The 18,887-nt window shown below is 72.9% G+C and carries 15 protein-coding genes and 1 pseudogene; 3 read left to right on the plus strand and 13 right to left on the minus strand.

The window, feature by feature from the left end:
- The 11 genes from aroC to ABZ371_RS13570 all read right to left on the minus strand — a co-directional run.
- Nucleotides 1-865: chorismate synthase (aroC, locus tag ABZ371_RS13520; protein WP_358677914.1), on the minus strand; the 865-nt coding region annotated here is incomplete at its 3' end.
- On the minus strand, nt 862-2,049 hold the full coding sequence (locus ABZ371_RS13525; protein WP_358677917.1) for a 3-hydroxybenzoate 6-monooxygenase: 1,188 nt from the start codon (nt 2,047-2,049) through the stop codon (nt 862-864). The genes aroC and ABZ371_RS13525, both read right to left, overlap by 4 nt.
- Before the next feature lie 109 nt (nt 2,050-2,158).
- On the minus strand, nt 2,159-2,491 hold the full coding sequence (locus ABZ371_RS13530) for a hypothetical protein (protein ID WP_358677920.1): 333 nt from the start codon (nt 2,489-2,491) through the stop codon (nt 2,159-2,161).
- Nucleotides 2,479-4,383, minus strand: coding sequence for an anthranilate synthase family protein (locus ABZ371_RS13535; protein ID WP_358677922.1), 1,905 nt, complete (start codon nt 4,381-4,383; stop codon nt 2,479-2,481). The genes ABZ371_RS13530 and ABZ371_RS13535 overlap by 13 nt, the downstream gene beginning before the upstream one ends.
- Complete coding sequence (locus tag ABZ371_RS13540) at nt 4,380-5,021, minus strand: isochorismatase family protein (protein ID WP_358677924.1); 642 nt, start codon at nt 5,019-5,021, stop codon at nt 4,380-4,382. The genes ABZ371_RS13535 and ABZ371_RS13540 overlap by 4 nt, the downstream gene beginning before the upstream one ends.
- A gap of 25 nt (nt 5,022-5,046) precedes the next feature.
- Nucleotides 5,047-5,817: a 2,3-dihydro-2,3-dihydroxybenzoate dehydrogenase gene (locus tag ABZ371_RS13545; protein WP_358677927.1), complete on the minus strand. Its 771-nt coding sequence runs from the start codon at nt 5,815-5,817 to the stop codon at nt 5,047-5,049.
- Between the two features lie 16 nt (nt 5,818-5,833).
- Entirely contained in the window at nt 5,834-7,000 is a 1,167-nt protein-coding gene (locus ABZ371_RS13550; protein ID WP_358677930.1) for a 3-deoxy-7-phosphoheptulonate synthase, read from the minus strand.
- Nucleotides 7,001-7,274: 274 nt separating this feature from the next.
- Nucleotides 7,275-8,036 carry a glucose 1-dehydrogenase gene (locus ABZ371_RS13555; protein ID WP_358677933.1) on the minus strand — a complete coding sequence of 254 codons (762 nt, stop codon included), beginning with the start codon at nt 8,034-8,036 and terminating at the stop codon, nt 7,275-7,277.
- A gap of 76 nt (nt 8,037-8,112) precedes the next feature.
- Nucleotides 8,113-9,579, minus strand: a complete 1,467-nt coding sequence (locus tag ABZ371_RS13560) for an MFS transporter (RefSeq protein ID WP_358677936.1) — start codon at nt 9,577-9,579, stop codon at nt 8,113-8,115.
- A gap of 8 nt (nt 9,580-9,587) precedes the next feature.
- Entirely contained in the window at nt 9,588-11,261 is a 1,674-nt protein-coding gene (locus ABZ371_RS13565) for an FAD-binding oxidoreductase (RefSeq protein ID WP_358677939.1), read from the minus strand.
- A gap of 73 nt (nt 11,262-11,334) precedes the next feature.
- Nucleotides 11,335-11,823: a cupin domain-containing protein gene (locus ABZ371_RS13570; protein ID WP_358677942.1), complete on the minus strand. Its 489-nt coding sequence runs from the start codon at nt 11,821-11,823 to the stop codon at nt 11,335-11,337.
- A gap of 288 nt (nt 11,824-12,111) precedes the next feature.
- Here ABZ371_RS13570 and ABZ371_RS13575 point away from each other — a divergent pair, with 288 nt between their 5' ends.
- Complete coding sequence (locus tag ABZ371_RS13575; RefSeq protein WP_358677944.1) at nt 12,112-13,227, plus strand: transaldolase family protein; 1,116 nt, start codon at nt 12,112-12,114, stop codon at nt 13,225-13,227.
- On the opposite strand, the gene ABZ371_RS13580 is transcribed toward ABZ371_RS13575, so the two are convergent.
- Nucleotides 13,215-14,006 carry a methyltransferase gene (locus tag ABZ371_RS13580; RefSeq protein WP_358677947.1) on the minus strand — a complete coding sequence of 264 codons (792 nt, stop codon included), beginning with the start codon at nt 14,004-14,006 and terminating at the stop codon, nt 13,215-13,217. The two genes, ABZ371_RS13575 and ABZ371_RS13580, sit on opposite strands and share 13 nt — an antisense overlap.
- A 310-nt stretch (nt 14,007-14,316) precedes the next feature.
- Between ABZ371_RS13580 and ABZ371_RS13585 the strand changes: the two genes are divergently transcribed.
- Nucleotides 14,317-16,245 (plus strand): helix-turn-helix domain-containing protein, encoded by a 1,929-nt coding sequence (locus ABZ371_RS13585; protein WP_358677950.1) that lies wholly within the window; start codon nt 14,317-14,319, stop codon nt 16,243-16,245.
- A gap of 418 nt (nt 16,246-16,663) precedes the next feature.
- Here ABZ371_RS13585 and ABZ371_RS13590 read toward each other — a convergent pair.
- Nucleotides 16,664-17,422: pseudogene (locus ABZ371_RS13590) on the minus strand (transposase); the annotation flags it as partial.
- A gap of 571 nt (nt 17,423-17,993) precedes the next feature.
- Here ABZ371_RS13590 and ABZ371_RS13595 point away from each other — a divergent pair.
- Nucleotides 17,994-18,887 (plus strand): DMT family transporter (locus tag ABZ371_RS13595; RefSeq protein WP_358677953.1); only part of this gene is annotated, 894 nt, incomplete at its 3' end.

Raw genomic sequence — 18,887 nt, forward strand, 5'->3', positions numbered from 1 at the left:
CCTCGCCGGTGCGGGCTATCTCGGCGTGGGCGGGCGCGCCGGGCACGCCCGCCGACTCGAAGCCGTCGCCGATCTCGACGCCCTTGATCGCCTGGATGCCCATGAGCGCCGCCGCCAGCCGGGCGTCCAGCCTGCGGTCCCAGTGCACGTGCGAGCCCAGGCCCACGGGCACGTGGTACGCCAGCACCTCCACGACACCCCCGAGCGTGTCACCGTCCTTGTGGGCCTGATCGATCTCCGCGACCATCGCCTCGGAGGCATCGGCGTCCAGGCAGCGCACCGGGTCCGCGTCCAGGGCCGCGACGTCCGCCGGCGTGGGGTACACACCGTGCGGCGCCCGGACGGAGGCCAGTTCGACGACGTGCGAGACGATCCCGATGCCCGCGGTCTCCGCCAGGTACGACCGGGCCACCGCGCCCAGGGCCACCCGGGCCGCCGTCTCCCGGGCGGAGGCCCGCTCCAGGACGGGGCGCGCCTCGTCGAAGCCGTACTTCTGCATGCCGGCCAGGTCGGCGTGGCCGGGGCGCGGGCGGGTCAGCGGGGCGTTGCGGGCCAGGCCCGCCAGGACCGACGGGTCGACGGGGTCGGGCGACATGACCTGGTCCCACTTGGGCCACTCCGTGTTGCCGACCATCACGGCGACCGGCGACCCCAGTGTCAGCCCGTGCCGGACGCCACCGAGGAAGGTGACCTCGTCCCGCTCGAACTTCATCCGCGCACCGCGGCCGTGGCCCAGCCGACGGCGGGCCAGATGGCCCGCCACCGCCTCCGTGGTGATCGGTACGCCCGCGGGCAGGCCCTCCAGTGTGGCGACGAGGGCGGGGCCGTGCGACTCCCCGGCGGTCAGCCAGCGCAACCTGCTCACGCCGGCTCCTCCGCCGCTCCGACGCGGACGCCGTGCAGCCACTCGACCTGCTCGTACAGGGCGTCGACCGTGAAGGACGACAGCATCGCGTTGCGGGCCGCGGCCGCGTCCCCGGCCGGGTGGTAGAGCTCCTCGCCGATGGCACGGGCCACCCGCTGCACCCTGGCGGCCCGCTCGTAGCGCCCGGCGTTGTACTGCTCGAGGAGCCGCGGGACGTCGCCCGTCGCGCCCGCGAGCGTCCGGCCGAGGAGGACGGCGTCCTCCAGGGCCATGCAGGCGCCCTGGGCCGCGTACTGCAGCATGGGGTGGGCCGCGTCACCGAGGAGGGCGACGCGGCCGTCCGTCCAGCGGTCGACGGGATCGCGGTCGCACAGGACCCACTCCCTCCAGTCGGTGCCCAGCTCCAGCAGCCGCCCGGCGGTGTCGCCGAGCTGCGGGAACTCCGACAGGACGTGCGCGCGCTCAGCGGGCCTGCCGGTCACGACGTCCCGTGCCCCGTCGTCGCGGGTGGCGGCGAGGTTCAGGAACCTGCCGCCGCCGATGGGGTAGTGGACGAAGTGCCATTTCGGACCGGCCCACAGCGTGACGGTGTTCGAGCGCAGTTCCTCCGGCACGCGCTCCATCGGGATGACGGACCGGTAGATCGTGTGGCCGGACACGCGTGGCGGACCGTCGCCGAGGAGCTGGCCGCGCACGGCGGACCGTATCCCGTCCGCGCCGACGAGGGCGTCGCCGGTGAAACGCCCTCCGGTCCCGGTGACCGCGGTGACGCCGTCCCCGTCCTGCTCGTACCGGGACACGGAGCAGTCGGTGTTCAGCGTGATGTCCGGCTCGGCGGTGCAGCCGTCGAGGAGCGCCTGGTAGAGGTCGCCGCGGTGCACGACGGCGTACGGGTTGCCGAACCGGGCGCGGTACCCGTCGGTGAGCGGCATGCTCGCCACCAGCTGACCGGTGGTGCCGTCCATCAGCCGCAACTCGTCGATGTGGACGGCCTGCCGGCGCACCTGGGCGCCGACGCCGAGCTGGTCCAGGGCGTGGAAGGCGTTCGGGCCCAGCTGGATGCCCGCGCCGAGCTCGGCGAAGGTGTCCCTCCGTTCCAGCAGGACGACCCGGTGGCCCTGGTGCGCGATGCCGAGCGCCGCGGCGAGGCCGCCGATGCCGCCCCCGGCAATGAGTACCTTCATCGTGATCCTTTGCGCTGTGGGGAAAGCAGGGATGGAGTGGGGAGTGGAGCCGGCACGCGAGGCGTCCGGGCCCCGCTCGCCGGCGTCACGACGTGGTCACCGGCGCGGCTCAGGGGGCGAAGACCAGCCCGAGACGGGACAACTGCGCGCTGTCGTACGCCCCTTCGACGGTGGCCTCGACGTCGAAGACGTGTCGCTGGGTGGGCGGCCGGCCGATGAGTTCGGCGGCCCTGGGCGGAACGGGCACGGCGGCCGCCTCCGCGGACTCCCACAGGAACACGGCGCCCCAGCGGTTCGTGCGCTCGTCGGAGATCCACACCTTCAGGCGCAACCCCCGCACCTGGGCGAAGCGGTCGACCGCCTCGTCGCGCAGGAAGTCCCGGAGCGAGGCGATGGTCTGCTCGGAGCCGTCGAGGTCCCACCACGCGATCACCGCACGCACGAGGCCATCACCCCCACGAGCGCGTCGCCCACGATGCGGACGCCGTCCTGGGTGAGTACGGACTCGGCGTGGAACTGCATCGAGGCGAAACCCGGCCCGCGCAGCGCGTGGACCTCCCCGGTCTCCTCGTCCAGACTCGCCCGCACGGCCCCCACACCGGCGACCTCGAAGGCGGGCTCCGTCAGCCGGGCGGCGAACGTGTTGTAGAACCCGACCCGTTCGCGGTTCCCGAACAGGTCGATCTCCCGCTGGACGCCCTGGTTCGGCACCGGCCGGCGCACCAGTTCCAGGCCGAGCAGCGTGCAGAGCACCTGGTGGCTCAGGCACACGGAGAGGAACGGCCGCCGCTCGTCCAGGAGCGTGCGCACCGCGGCCCGCAGGTGCGCGATCTTGGGGTGGTGGGCGGCGCGCGGGTCGCCCGGGCCGGGGCCCATGACCACCAGGTCGTGGTCGTCGAAGGAGTAGGGCTGGTCGTACGTGCGGACCGTCGGCCTCAGCCCCATGGCCCGCAGCTGGTGGCCGATCATGGAGGTGAAGGTGTCCTCGGCGTCGACCACCAGGACGCTGCGGCCCGCCAGTTCGGGGCGTACGCCGTTCCGGCCGGCTTGGTCGCCGAGCCAGAAGCCGGCTATCGAGTTGTTGCGCCGCTCCAGGACCCGGCGCACACGCGGGTCCTCGGCGTAGCGCGCCGAGCCGTCGGCGCCCAGCGCGGCGAGGAGCCCGGCCGCCTTGGCCCGGGTCTCGTCGGCCTCCGAGGCCGGGTCGGAATGCCGTACGAGGGTGGCACCGACGCCGATGCTGAGGCGCCCGGAGCGGTCGATGTCGGCGGTGCGGATGAGGATCGAGGAGTCGAGCGCCCGGTGTCCCCGCTCGTCCCGCCCGATGAGGGCGGCGACGCCGCTGTAGTAGCCGCGGCCGCGGGGCTCGTACCGCTTGATCACCCGGCAGGCGCTCTCCAGCGGGCTGCCCGTCACCGTCGGGGCGAACATCGTCTCCCGCAGGACGGTGCGGGGGTCGTGGTCGGTGGCGCCCTCGATGAAGTACTCGGTGTGCGCGAGCCGCGCCATCTCCTTCAGGTAGGGCCCCACGGCCTGCGGCGCCGGGTCGCAGATCCGCGCCATCATCTTGAGTTCCTCGTCGACGACCATGAACAGCTCGTCGGCCTCCTTGCGGTCGGCGAGGAAGTCCATCACCCCCGGCAGGGTGGGGCCGGAGGCCGGATAGCGGTAGGTACCGCTGATCGGGTTCATCACGGCCCGGCCCGCCCGCAGGCTCACGTGCCGCTCGGGCGAGGCGCCGACGAAGGTGCGGTCGCCCGTGTGCACGAGGAACGTCCAGTAGGCGCCCTGCTCCCGCTCCAGCAGCCGCCGGAAGAACGCCAGGGCGCTGTGCACCGAGTAGTCGGTGATGTCGGTGACGAACGACCGCTTGATGACGAAGTTCGCCCCTTCGCCCGTCCCGATCTCCTCCGCGATCACCTTGCCGACGATTCCGGCGTACTCGGCGTCGTCCAGGTCGAAGGCACCGCCGTCGAGCACGACCGCGCCGCCGGGCAGCTTCCGCAGCGCCTCGCTCATCGTGACGGCCGACTGCTCCTCCACGGTGATCGTGATCAGCGGTTCGCCGTCGTCGGCACAGGCGTAACCCCGCTCGGCGAGCTGGCGGTACGGGATCACCGCGAGGACCTCGTGGCGCGCCGCGGCTCCGGCGCCGGGCTCGGCGCTCAGCGGAATGTCCGCCAGGGTGTCCGCGGTGGACGCCGTGCCGGTCAGCACCTCCAGGGTGTCAGGGCCGGTCGCCTCGGGCCGGTGCAGCAGCGCGAAGGCCGACGGCCGCAGTTCCAGGACGCGATCGAGCAGGTCGCCGCCCGGCCGGGGGCTCGCCTCGCTCATCGGCGGAGCTCCTTGATCACGGTCTCCGTCGTCGCCACCACGGCACAGCGCTCGGCGGCGTAGTCGAGGGCCATCCGGTGGTAGGCCTCGCTGAAGTCGGCGACGGCGTCCGCCACCAGGAAGGTCTCGATGTCGTTGGTGAAGGCCTCCACCGCGGTGGTGAGCACGCCGATGTGCGCGTACACACCGCACAGGATCAACTGGTCGCGGCCGAGGGCACGCATCCGCTCCAGCAGGTCGGACCGGAAGAACGCGCTGTAGCGCCACTTGGTCAGGAGCCAGTCGCCGGGGGCGGGCGCGAGCGGTTCCACGACTTCCCGGTCGGCGGGGTCGACCCGCATGCCCGGTCCCCAGAAGTCCTTGAGCAGCCCGCGCTGCTCCTCGGTCATGCCACCCGGCTGCGCCGTGTACGCGACGGGCATGCCGGAGGCGACCGCCTGCTCGCGCAGCAGGGTCGCGTTCCGCACCAGGCCGGCTCCGGGCGACTCGCCCTCGGGGAACCGCCGGAGGAAGTACCGCTGCATGTCGTGGACGAGCAGCACCGCGCGGTCCGGGTCGGCCTGCCAGGACGCCGTGTTGAGCGGCAGGTCGCCGGCTCCGGGCATCGGATAGGAATCGATGGGTGGAATGTCTGCCATGGTGTTCTTCCTGTCACTCGGGGCGTCAGACGCCGAGGGTCGCGCCGCCGTCGACGGTGAGGTGGTGCATCGTGATGTGCCCGGCCTGGTCCGAGAGGAGGAACGCCACCGCGTCGGCCACGTCCGACGGGCGGGCCAGTTTGCCGAGCGGTATGCCGACGCGGTAGGCGTCGGGCGAGCCCGAGAGGGTCGCCGCGCGGCCGCTGTCGTCCTTCCACATGGAGGTGAGCATCGGCGTCTCGGTGGAGCCGGGGGCGACCACGTTGCAGCGGATGCCGTACTGGGCGACCTCCAGGCCCAGGCACTTGGTGAACATGCTGGCCGCCGCCTTGGACGCCGCGTACGCGGCCATGTCCGTGCGCGCCGTGCCGGCCGCGTTGGAGGCGATGGTGACGATGGCCCCGGAGCGACGGGTGACCATCCGGTCGGCCACCGCCCGGGACATGAAGAAGACACCGGTGGCGTTGACCGCGAAGGTCGCGTCCCAGTCCTCGTCGGTGAGGTCCCGGACCTTGCCCAGGTGCAGTACGCCCGCCCCGTTGACCAGGTGCTCGATCGGGCCCAGTGTGTCCTCGACGTCCGCGACCAGCCGCCCGGCCGCGGCGCTCGTGCTGACGTCCGAGCGGAACGCCCGTACGCGCAGCCCCTCGGCCGTCAGCCCGTCGACCACCTCGGCCAGCCGGTCGCCGTCCCGGTCCACGGCGGCCACCGTCATCCCGCGCTCGCCCAGCGCGCGGACGACCGCGGCACCTATGCCTCCGGCTGCTCCGGAAACCAGCGCGACACTTTCCCGCATGATTTTCTCCATTCCTTCAGCGACGCCACGCCGAGGCCACCTCGACCGCCTGGCGAGGATTGAGCCGCGGATCGCACAGGCTCGTGTACTTGTCTCCCACCGAATGCAGGAACGTCGGATCGGTGACGCATTCCGTCACGTGGTCCGGAGTTGTTTCCAGATGCAGCCCGCCGGGAATTCCGCCCGCCTGGACCACGGCCTCCTGGAATTCGCCGACCTCGCGTACGACGCTCTCGACGAAACGGGTCTTGAGACCGTCGGGCCCGCACTCGGTGTTCCCGTGCATCGGGTCGGTCAGCCAGATCACCGGGTGCCCGGCATCGCGGACGGCGGCGACCAGGGGCGGGAGCTGTCCGGGTGCCCGCCCGGCTCCCATGCGCGCGATGAGGGTCAGCCGCCCGGGCACCCGGTCGGGGTCCAGCCGCTCGCACAGGCGCAGCAGTTCCTCCGGTGCCATGGTGGGCCCGACCTTGCTGGCCACCGGGTTGCGCACGGCCGCGAGGAGCGCCACGTGGGCCCCGTCGACCTGGCGGGTGCGCTCGCCGATCCACGGCCAGTGCGTCGAGGTGAGCAGCAGGCCGCCGTCGTCCTGCCGGCGCACCAGGGGGAGTTCGTAGTCCAGCAGGAGGGCCTCGTGACTGGTCCACACCGGGGCCTGGGCGCGCGGGGTGCCGCCGGACCAGCCGAGGTGCTCCATCACGTCACGGGCGGCCCGGTAGCCGGTCAGCAGGCGTGTCGGGTCGGGCCGCCGGAGCTCCGGGTCGGGGTTCGGGTCGTTCACCATGTGACCCCGGTAGACGGGGAGTTCGACGCTCTGGACGATCTCGGTGGGCCGGGAGCGGGGCTTGGCGTACTGGCCCGCGAGGCGGCCCACCCGCACCACGGGCCGCCCCGTACTCACCCGCATCACGCCGGCCAGGAGGTCGAGCACCGCCGCCTTGCGGGCGACGTCCACGGGGCCGGTCTCGCTCCAGTCCTCCGCGCAGTCGCCGGCCTGCACGATCTGGGCGTGCCCTTCGGCGACCGCCCTGAGGTGGTCGTGCAACTGGGCCACGTCGGACGCCGCGACGAGCGGCGGCGACGCGCTCAGTGCGCGTCTGGCGCGTTCCGTCTCCGGAAGGTCCCGCCACTCGGGCTGCTGCAGTGCGGGAAGCGATTCGATGTGGGCGAGCTCGCTGTTCAACTCGTTTCCTCTCGTGGGGATGAAAAAGGATTCCTGGGCTGAACTCGTGAGTTGCTTCCACCGATTCTCCCCGTGCGTCACGCGCCCGGGAAGCGCGGAATCATGACTTCGTCATGTTCCGAAAGCGCTCCGCTAATTCCTCCCGCCAGCGGCCGTCATCGATCCGGCGGAGCGGGTGAAATGCGCCGGGAAATGCGAACGTCCCGGGACCGTTGCGCGGGGAGCGACGAGCCCGGGACGTCACGCGGCGGATCCGCGCGGTGGGGTGCTGGGATCAGGTGGTGACGCCGCCGTCGACGACGAGGTCGTGGCCGACGACGAAGCTCGACTCCTCGGACGCCAGCCACAGCACCGCGCTGACGATCTCCTCGGTGGACGCGACGCGGGCGATGGGGACCGTCGTGGCCAGCCGGGCCGCGCGGTCGGCGTCGTTCTCACCGGGCCGGAACGACATGGTGGTGTCCGTGGCGCCCGGGCTGACGGCGTTGATGCGCACGTTGTCCTTGATGTGGTCCAGGGCGGCGACCCGCGTGAGGGTGCTCACGGCAGCCTTGGACGCGGCGTAGGCGGCCATGCCGGGGCGGCGGCCGTGGTAGCCGATGTTGGAGGCGGTGTTGACGATGACGCCGCCACCGTGCGCGCGCATGTGCGCGATCTCCTGCCGCATGCTGTGCAGCACGCCGTTCAGGTTGGTGTCCAGCACGGAGTGCCACACGGCCAGGTCGAGGTCGGCGACCGGCGCGGGCTTCCCGAAGATGCCCGCGTTGTTGTGCGCCACGTGCAGGCCGCCGTGGCGCTCCACCGTGGTGCGCACCAGACGTGCGAGGTCCTCGGGACGGGTGACGTCGGCGACGACGGCGTCGGCGGTGCCGCCGTCCTGGTCCACCAGCCGCACGGTCTCCTCGATGGACTCGGGACGGACGCCGGCGGCCACCACCGTGGCGCCCTCCCGCGCGAAGGCCCTGGCGCTGGCCCGGCCGATGCCGGAGCCGGCTCCGGTGACGATGACGACCTTGTCCTTGAATCGGGCGCTCATGACATGCTCCTTGGTACGTGTGTCGTTGCGGACGGAACACCGGGGAGGGGGACCGCCCCCGGCGGACGGCGGCCGGTCAGCCGCTGTCGGCCCCGGGCCGGGGACGCGTGAGGAAGAGTGCGCAGACGGCCGCGGCGCCGAAGGCGAGGGCCGCCAGGGTGAAGGCGAAGGCGTAACCGGAGGTCTGGGCCGCCGCCGCGCCCGTGCCGGTGTGCTGGAGGCCCGCCGCGTGGCCCGTCGCCAGCGTCACCAGCACGGCCAGGCCGATGGCCGGCCCCGCCTCCAGGGCGGTGTTGACCACCGCGCCGGCCAGGCCGGCCTGCTCCTCGGGCACGTCCGTGGTCGCGGAGACGGTCGAGCCGGCGAAGACCAGTGCGGCACCCACCGGGAAGATCACCAGGCCGGCGAGGACGGGGCCGGCGTACGGCGTGTCCGTGCCGATCCTGCCGAGTGCCGCCAGCCCCAGCCCGGCGAGGACCAGCCCGGCGACCAGCACGGCGCGCGGGCCGAACCGCTGGATCAGCCGGCCGACGGTCATGCCGCTGACGACCAGGGCCAGCCCGAAGGGCAGGAAGGCCGCGGAGGTCTCCAGCGGCGTGTAACCCCGCACCTCCTGGAAGTAGAGGGCCAGCAGGAAGAAGATCGTGGTGATCCCGGCGGAGCCGAGGAACACCGCCAGCAGGGCCACCACCCGGCGGGGGGAGGCGAGGAAGGACCGCGGGAGGAGCGGCAGCGGCACGCGGGCCTCGGTGACGGCGAAGGCCAGCAGCAGGACGGCGCCGCCGACCAGCGAACCCAGCGCCGTCGAGGAGGTCCATCCGCGCTCCGGAGCCTCCACCAGCCCGTAACCGAGCAGGGTGATCCCGGCGGTGACCAGGACGGCCCCCAGCGCGTCCAACCGGCCGCCCCGGGCGGCCGCACCCGCCGGGATCAGCCGGGGGGACGCGACGAGGGTCAGCACCGCCACGGCGGCCGGTACGACGAACGCCCACCGCCAGGAGTTCGACGAGGCGACCACCCCGGACAGCAGCATCCCCGCCGTCCCGCCGGAGGCGGCGAGCCCGCCCCAGACCGCCATGGCGCGGGCGAACCGGGCGGACTCCGGGTAGAGGACGCGCACCAGCGCCATCGCGGCGGGTACGGCCAGCGCGGCACCCGCCCCCTGTGCGAAGCGCGCCATCAGCAGCGTCCACAGCCCGGGGGAGACCCCCGCCAGCACCGAACTGACGGCGAAGACGAGGGTGCCGAGAAGGAACACCGGCCGGCTGCCCCACCGGTCGGACAACCGGCCGCCCAGCAGGAGCAGTCCGCTGAAGGACATGCCGTAGGAGGCGCCCAGGAGGACGAGTTCCGCCCGGCTCAGGCCGAACTCGGCCTGGATGTCGGGGAGTACGACGTTGAGGACGCTCATGGCGAGGATGAGCACGAACTGGACGGCCGCCAGCAGGGCGAACGCCGCTCCTCTCCTCCGGTCGCCGGGCACCGGGGGGAGCCCCGTGCCCGGGGTGTTCCGCTCCGTCGCGGCGACGTCATGCTGCTGCACAGCCGGCCTCACGTGTGGTCGGGAAGGGTGATGGACTGCGAGTGCCGGAAGGTGTTCCGCGCGTCGTAGGCCGCCTTGATCCGCTGGAGTCGCGGGTAGTTGTCCTTGTAGTAGAGGGTGTGCCAGGGCACGCCGGTGGTGTTGACCGCCGTGTCGGCTATGTCGGCGTCCGGGTAGTTGATGTAACAGCCGTCCGTGGCCGCCCCCGGGACGGGGTACCCCCCGGTCGCGGCGAAGACCTCGCCGTACACGTCCCGGGTCCAGCCGATGTTCGCGGCGTCACCGGAGGCGTCGGACCAGAAACTCTGGAACAGGCCCTTGAAGACCGAATCCCGCTGTGCCGCCGCCGTGTCACCGGAGCCCACGGCGTTTATCTTCCCACCGTACGAGAGCAGCACCACCATGGAGGCGGCGTTCTCGTGGTCGGTGCGCGTCAGGTGCCGGTACATCGACGAGGCCTGCGCCTCGGTGACGTTCCTTCGCAGGTAGGCGGACTTGTGGTGACCGCGCAGCGTCGGATCGGTCAGAGTCGGGTTGCTCGTGCCCAGCAGCTTGACCGAGTGCAGCCACGACAGGCGCTTCGGCGTGAACAGGTCCGGAAGCGCGCCCAGTTCGCCGACGGGCTCGGACATCGGGCGGACGGCCGAGTCCGGCAGGGAGGAGGTGACCTCCGCGAGGAAGTCGTGGAGCACCTTCTCCGCCCCGGGCACGGTCGCGTCGATCTGGGTGAGCAGCCCGATGCTGCCGTTCGCCCTGTGGTTCATCATCAGGAAGCTGCACAACGACGCCTCGGGGGAGTCGGCGGCGGCGTTCTTCTCGTGCCAGGCGCCGAACTTCCGCACGAGAGAGGTGTACGAGTCCTTGTCCAGCTCGCTCCAGGGAAGGGCGACCGCGCTGACGAGCACCTCCTTCGGGGGCCGCGGGAGCAGCGCCGAGGGGTCGCTGCCCGTCGCCCCGGGGCTGCGGAACCAGTACCGGGTGATGACGCCGAAGTTCCCGCCGCCACCACCGGTGTGCGCCCACCACAGGTCACGGTTGGGGTCGTCGGCCCTGCTGGTGGCCACCACACTGCGGGCCTTGCCCTTCGCGTCGACGACGACGACCTCGACCGCGTACAGGTGGTCGACGGTCAGGCCGTGCCGCCGCGAGAGCATCCCGTAGCCACCGCCGCTGATGTGGCCACCCGCTCCCACCGAGTAGCACATGCCCCCGGGAATGGTGACGCCCCAGCCCTTGAACAGCGAGTCGTACACGTGGAGCAGCGTCGCCCCCGCGCCCACCTCGAAGGCCCCGCGCTTCTCGTCGTAGGCGACCGTGTTCAGCAGCGAGGTGTCGATGACGACCCGGACGTCGGGGTTGAAGACGAAGTCCGCGTAGCAGTGGCCGCCGCTGCGCACCGAGATGCGCTTCTTGGCGTTCACGGCCTCCTGGACGGCGCGCACCACCTGCTCGGTGGAACGCACCAGACGCACGGAGTCGGGTCGGGCGACCCAGCGGGAGTTGTTGCCGACGACCAGGTCGGCGTAGCGCGGGTCGTCCGGCAGGACGGTGACCGCGTCGGGGCCGGCCGCGGCGGAGGCACCGTCGGCGAGGTCGGGGGTGGCCGCGGCGGCGGACCCGGCCTCCAGGGGAGTGGTGGCCATCGCGGCGGCCATGCCGGCCAGGACGCTTCGTCTTCTCATGGGACTCGCGTTCTCTTTCTGTGTCGGTGCTGGTTCCTGGGGTGTTACGGCGGTCCGGGTCGGTGCGGTGCGCTCAGTCGCCCCAGATGAGTCCGAGCCCGAGATTCTCGGCGAATTCCGTGGTGCGGTCGACGTTCCACGCCTTACCGACCGGAGCGGAAAGTCCCGGCGTGACCGGATAGCCGGTCTCCGAGAAGAACCTCTCGAATCCCCCGGGAGTGGTGATGACGTAGAAACGCGCGGTCTCGCTCTCCACCAGATAGGAGTGCGGTATACCGCGCGGAAGGAAGAGGACCCCCGCGCCGTTGACGGTTTCGGTCCGCTCGCCGACGGTGAGAACGATTTCCCCGCCCTCGATGATGAAGATCTCGTCCTCGACCGTGTGCGTGTGGCGCGGTGCGCGTTCTCCCTGCACCGCACTGAAATACGTGATGCCCAGCGCGCCACCGGACTCCTGGGCGGAGAGCTTCGTCGTGACCACCGACCCGTTGCCCCAGAGGCGGGCAATTCCGTCGCCGTCGCGGCGGACGATCGGCGACCGTCCATCGAGATTCGCAGTCAAGTCCCCTCCAGGGAAGCTGAATTTCGCACGAGCGGTTCGGCGGGAGCCTCACACGCGGTCGTCGCGGCCCGCAACACGCGGGGAATATTCTGTCAGGTGCCCGCCCGGCGGACCGGGGACATGAAGAAGGCCGTCGCGCAAGCCGATCGTCATACTTCGTCAGGTGTCCGGAATTCGATCGAACGGTAACTCCGCGGTTGCCGTTCGGTGGACGGGCGCGTGACATCGGGCTCTAGAATTGCGAGTCCTCAGCACGCCGTGTTGTGAGCGCTGGAGCGGAGGCAGCAATTGAACTCATCGCCGGAGCCGGGCCGCGACGACGTCCGGGGCCAGCTCGCGGCGGAGGGAGTCGGCCTCTGGCTGGACGACTATCACCGCGGCCGGCTGGTGGACGGCAGTCTGAACAGGCTGGTCGCCGGGGGGCTGGCCCTCGGGGTGGCGTCCCGGCCCGCCGCCGTCGCGCGGGCCGTGTCGGCCACCACCGCCTACCGGGAGCAGCTGGACCGGCAGGCGGGCCGAGGCCTTTCGGCCGACGAGCGCGCCTACGCCCTCATGGCCGAGGACGCCCGTGAGGCATGCGCCGTGCTCGACCCGGTGTACCGGGCGACGAAGGGCATGCACGGCTGGGTCTCCCTCGGCATCGCGCCCGGACTGGTCACGGACGCGGCGGCCATGGTCGACCGCTCGCGGCGGCTGGTGGACATGGTCGGCCGTCCCAACGTGCTGATCCGGATCCCCGTCGCGGGCCGGGGGCTGGCCGCCGCGACCGAGCTGCTCGCCTCCCGGATCGGCGTGCACATCTCCTCGGTGTTCTCCGTGCGGCGTTACGCCCAGGCCGTGGAAGCCCACTTCCGCGGCCTGGAACGCGCCTCGCGCGACGGCTCGGCCACGCCTCCGGCCGCCTCCCTGGTGTCCCTGGACATCGGCCACCTGAACGCCGGCGTCGACGCCCTGCTGGACGCTCGCGCCGACCCCGCCGCCGGCGCGCTGCGCGGCCGGGCGGGGCTCACCGTGGCCAGGCTCATGTACCGCCGCTACGAGGAGAGCCTCGGCTCCCCCCGGTGGCGCCCCCTGGTGGCCGGCGGCGCACTGCCGCAACGCCTGCTCTGGTCCTCGGAGAACGCGCCCGCGTGCCCCCGGGCCGCGCTCGGCCGGCTCGAGCAGTTCGTCGCCTGGATGACCGTGCACGCCTTGCCGCAGTCGGCGTTGGAGACGCTGGACAGCGTCGACGGGCTGCGGGGTGACACCCTGTCGGGCGAGTACGGTTCGGCCTGCCGCGCGCTCGACGACCTGGGCCGGGCGGGCGTCATCATGGACACCGTCGCCAGTGGACTGGAGGCGGCCGCGCTCCGGCGCGAACGCGCGGCCTGGAAGGAGCTGCTGAGCGCCGCTCAGGCGGGCTGAATCAGACCCGGGTCCGCTCGGCGCACGGCGGGCCCCGGGGCGTCGATCCGTCGCCGGACCGGTGCGGCCCTCTCCTCGCGCCGTATCTCCAGGAGGAGGTGTTCGACCACGTCGCCCTTGTCGGCGACGGCGAGCGTGCCGAGCACCCGCAGCGACCGGCCCGCCTCCCCGGCGATGCCCTGAAGTCCCTCGAGGTCGCCCCTGCTGCTGAAGTGGAGCAGGGCTCGGCCGCCGTCGGCCAGCCGATCGGGCGCCTCCCGCACGTACCTGCGGTGTGCTTCGTACCCGGGATCGACGTAGGCGCGTTCCAGCGGGCTGCCGAAGCGGTATCCCTCCGGCGCGCGGACGTACGGCGAACTCCAGACGATCGTGTCGAAGAGCTGATCGGCGGGCAGCCGCTCGAACAGGTCGCTGTGCACGGCCCGCACCCGGTCGGCGACCCCGTGCCGGGCGGCGTTGAGTGCGGCGTTCGCCACCGCGTCGGCGTTGATGTCGGAGGCGACGACCGTGTCGCAGCCCGCGAGGGCGGCCGTCACGGCGACGACGCCGGTGCCGCAGCCGATCTCCAGGAAGGAGCCCCGCCAAGGTGTGCGCGAGGGCGCGGAGAGCCCCAGCATGTCCAGCACGATCCCGGTGGTGCCCGCGTGCAGGGGCGCGAACACCGCGTCGAGCAGGTCCCATTCCCTTCCCCGCATGGAGAAGACCCCCGGACGGTGTTCCGGCCGGGTCGAGTCCCGGCTGCGTTCGAGTGAACGCACGTAACTCCTGACGTCGGACATGTTTCCCCCTGGTTCCCCCTGTGCGGGACACCGCGCTCGGTGGTCCCGGCCCCGCGTGTTCCCCTGGTCCGCGGTGCGGCCCCATCCTTCCGCGTCCTGACCTGCGAGCGACAGGTGACGCGGTCACACAGACGGCCGGGCGGGAGGTGGCTCGGCCACCACCGCACGGGGGCCGCGCGCCTGTCACGCGGAGCGCGTCGGCCGAGGTCCGGTTGCCGCCGCGAGTCGCCGAGTCTAAGGTCCCTCAGGAGCGACACGGATTTCGGGGGGAATGATGTCGGGAGGGGGAGCGCCGGCATCGCCGGACGTGATGTCCGTCCTGAAACTGCTGGCCCAGGGCGCACCCGCGTCCCTGTTCGAGGACCTGCTGGCCGATGCCCGGCGCGCGGAAGTCCCCGCCCGGGGCCTCGCGGAACTCGACGAGGCCGTCCGCCTCGCCGCCCGCGTCCAGGCACTGATCAGCCACGCGCAGCAGCGGGAGGCCGGGCTCGCGGCCCTGCTGGACACGGCCCACGACCTCGCCCTGGTGCACGGTGTGGACGCGCTGCTGCGCGAGATCGCGCGGCGGGCACGTCGGCTCCTGCACCTGGACATGTCGTACATCGGTCTGCTGGACCCGGACGGGGACGGGTGGGACGCGTCCATCCGCGCGGCGGAGGGGGAGACCACCTCGCGCAGCGTGGGCCTGCAGACGTCGCAGGACACCGGTCTCGGCAGCCTCGTACAGCGCACCGCGGCGCCCGCCTGGAGCCCCGACTACCTCGCCGACACGGACATACCGCACTCGCCCGACATCGACGCCGTCGTCCGGGCCGAGGGCCTGCACGCCATCCTGGCGGTGCCGCTGGGCCACGGCACCACCATCTTCGGCACCCTCTACGGCGCCGACCGCAAGGTACGCCACCTCACCCCGGACGAGATCAGCCTCATGGGCTCCCTCGGCAAGCTCGCGGGCGTCGCCCTGGAGCGGGCGCGCCTGCTGGAGCAGACCCGCGCCGAGGTGACCGAACTGGAGCTGGACACCTCCCGGGTGAGGACCACGCTCACCGAGCAACGCCGGGTCGAGGCCTCCTACGTGCGGCTGGTCGAGATGGTGCTCGGCGGCTGCGATCCGCAGACCCTCGCGGAGGCGGCGGCCACGGAGCTGACCGGGCTGCTGGTGGTCCGCGACTGCCTGGGCCGCGTGGTCGTCGCCACCGGCACGCCCCCCGACCTGTCCGAACCGGACATCCTGCGCCTGACCTACGACGCCCACGCGGCGGGCAGCCCCCTGCCCATGCCCGGCGGCTGGATCGCGCCGGTCACGTCCGGCGGCGAGGACCTGGGGGTCGTCCTGCTGTTCACCCGGGAGCCGCACGCGAAGGACTTCGAGACACGGCTGCTCCAGCTCACCGCACGGGCCGTCGCCCTCGTCCTGCTGCTGCAACGCACCTCGGCCGTCGCCCACGACCAGATCCGCGAGGAACTCTTCGAGGAACTCCTCAGCGACATCCGCCCGCAGCCCCGCCGGCTGATCCCCCGGGCACACCGGGTCGGCATCGCCATCGACCAGCCGAACGTGGTCGTGGTCGCCCGGCCCGAGGGAGGCCCGGAGGCCAGGGCCGCCGCGTGGGCGTCGTCCTACGCCCACCGCGTGTCCGGGCTCGCGAAGTCCCACGACGGCTGCCTGACACTCCTGGTGCCCGGCGAGGACCCGCTGGCCGCGGCCGCCGCCGTGTCCGCCGAGCTCTCACCGCTCGTGGGGCACCCCGTCACCATCGGGGCGGCGGGCCCGGTCTCGGGACCCGACCGGGTGGCCCAGGCCCACCGTGAGGCCGTCAGCTGCCTCCAGGCGCTCACCGAACTGGGCAACATCGGTTGCACGGCCACCCCGAAGCAGATGGGGTTCCTCGGTGTCCTGCTCTCCGAGACACACGGGGTCGACGACTACATCGAGTCCGTGATCGGCCCGCTGCTCGACTACGACACCCAGCGCTTCACCGAGCTGACCGGCACGCTCGACGCCTACTTCGCCTCGTCGTCGAGCCCGACGCGCGCGGCCTCGGACCTGCACGTGCACCCCAACACCGTCTCCCGGCGGCTGGAGCGCGTCACCGAACTCCTGGGACCCGACTGGCAGAACCCCGAGCGGGCCCTCGACATCCAGCTCGCCCTCCGGCTGCACCGCACCCGGCGGACCCTGCGGCAGCGGAAGGCGGACACGGGGGCGGCGCGGAACACGGAGAGACCGGCCCCGTAGCGTCAGGCCACAGCCGCCCCGCGTGGCGGTCCCGGACGTCCGCCGCGGCCGGCAGTACCGAGACCGCGTGGGCGACGGAGGCGAGGGTCATGTGGCGGTGCCACCCCCGGAACGAGCGCCCCTCGAAGTCGCGGACGCCCACCTGCTCGGCGATCCCCTCCTCGTCCCGCGCCACGCGCCCGGCGAGACGGGTCAACCGCGTCAACTCGCCCACCTGCGCGGCCGCCGGAGCGGCGAGCCACAAGGCCGTCGGTACGTCCGCGCGCTCGTGCCACTCGCCGATGAGCAGCAGTTCGGGTCCCGGCCCCGGCCGGGGGAGGCGTACGCGGATCGCGGCCGTGAGCCGCGTCGGATCGCCCGGGGCCCGCACCGGCCGGCGCAGCCCCCGTACGGAGTCCATGACGCGGCGGGCCGCGACCGGGCCCGCGCGGTATCCGGGCATCGCCCGGTCCGCCACGATCAGCCGGGTGCTCGCGCCGACCCTGGTCAGCAGGGGGACCCCGGCCCGCGCGAACGGCTGGACCACTCCCGCGAGGTCCGCCACGGCGGTGTCCAGCAGGAAGGGTGTCGCCGGCGACCCCCACCGGTCCAGCAGGCTCAGCGCCGTCGCGGTGGCGCACTCGCCGGGGCTCTGCGCGTCCGCGCTGTCGGGGATCTCCGCCCGGCGGCGCCTGCGCGCGTCCGCGAGCCATGACTCGGGAAGGTGCAGCCGCCACTGGACGGGGACGCTGGTCGTCCCCGTCGCGGCCCACGCCCCGAAGGCCAGCTGGCCGTTGAGCGCGGGGCCGCGATCGACGGCGGACTGCCGTTCCACGCCCACCGAGTGCTCGCCCGCCTTGGGGATGAACAGCGGCCTGACGACCCAGGCACTGGGGGCCAGCACACGGGAGACGTGGTCGGTGAGCGCGGCCCGCACGGGCGACCAGTCCCAGGTGGAGTCACTGATGAAGTGGTGGAGGCTCTGCTCCGCCGCCGCACCACCGACGAGCGTGGCGATGTTGCGGATCGACTTGCGCCCGTCCACCGCCAGCAGCCCGCCCAGGTAGTGTCCGGCCCGCTGCCGCTGGTCACTGCGGCGCAGCGAGGAGAAGAGCGCCGCGCACCACTCGTTCCCCGGGCCGGCCACGTCGTAGCCGCTGACCCGCGTCCGGTGTCTGGAGACGACTTTTACGTTCACGGATTCCCCCCGATTGCCCGTTGCGCCGTTGTGCCCTCAACTCTGGTCACCGGGGCGCCGGGACGGCAGGTGCGACGGGCACACACCTCGCGGAGGCGGCGGTTGCCGGACCACCCCGGGGGGACACGCGACCGGAATGGGGTGCCGGCAGCCGTGCCGGCGGCGAGGAGGGCATGGTGGCCGGGCCATCATCCGCGGCCCCGGGGCGCGGGAGGACCGCGGACGGCGACGGGCCGGTGCGGCCCGGACGACGACCGGGGCCGCCGATCCCGGGACGGCACGCCACGTCGCCGCGCCACGGGTGCCCCCGTCCACCGCACGGCCCGGCAGGGCCGCCAAGGCGCCGTGCCCCGGGAACGAAGGCCGCCTCACCACGAACGCCCGTGCGGCAGGGAACGCGGGGTGCCCAGGTGCCTCCCGGGGCATCTCGCGACCCGGGACGGCGCCGGGGCCGGGCGGCGGACGTCCCGCGGACAGGCTTCCCCGTGGTTCCGTCCGTTCGGTACGGTGATCCCTCCCGTGTGAGCCGGCGAGGTCTCCACATCGTCCCGTGGAGAACCAGGAGTCCCGGATGTCCGCCGCCACCGTGCCCGTGCTCGCCCCGCCCCGACGCGCGTGGACCGCCGACGTGCCCGTGCTGCTCGTCGCCGTCGTCTGGGGTGCCAGTTACCTCGCGGCCAAGGGCATCACCACCGCGCACACCGTGATCGCCGTCCTCGTGCTCCGCTTCGCGCTCGTCCTGCCCGTTCTCGTCGTCGTGGGACGGCGCAGACTGCGCGCCCTCGGCGCGGCGCAGTGGAGGGGCGCGTCCCTGCTCGGGCTGGTGCTCGGCGGCATCTTCCTGCTGGAGACGTACGGCGTCGTGCACACCTCGGCCACCAACGCCGGGCTCATCATCAGCCTCACGATGATCTTCACGCCGCTCGCGGAGGCCGCGGTGACACGGGTCCGGCCGTCCGGCCCCTTCCTCGCCGCCGCCGGGCTCTCCGTCACCGGTGTCGTGCTGCTGACCCAGGGAGGCGGTTTCACCAGTCCCTCGGCGGGCGATCTGCTGATGCTCCTCGCCGCCGTGGCCCGCACGGTCCACGTGCTGATGATGGCCCGTATCAAGGCGGTCCGGGACGCCGACTCGCTGTCCCTGACCACGGTCCAGCTCGGCACCGCGGTCGCCGTCTTCGCCGTGCTGGCCGCCGTCCCCGGGACCGGGCAGGCGCCCTGGACCGCCGCGGCGGACTTCGGTGCCGCACAGTGGGCCGGGCTCGTCTTCCTCTCCGTCTTCTGCACCCTGTTCGCGTTCTTCGTCCAGATGTGGTCGGTGCGCCGCACCTCGCCGTCCCGGGTCAGCCTGCTTCTGGGTACGGAACCCCTCTGGGCCGCCGCGGTGGGCCTCTCCCTCGGGGGCGAGCGGCTCGGTGCCCTCGGGGTGGCGGGCGCCGTGCTCGTCCTGGCGGGCACGGCGTGGGGG

This window comes from Streptomyces sp. NPDC005899, from assembly GCF_040629645.1.
Lineage (GTDB): Bacteria > Actinomycetota > Actinomycetes > Streptomycetales > Streptomycetaceae > Streptomyces.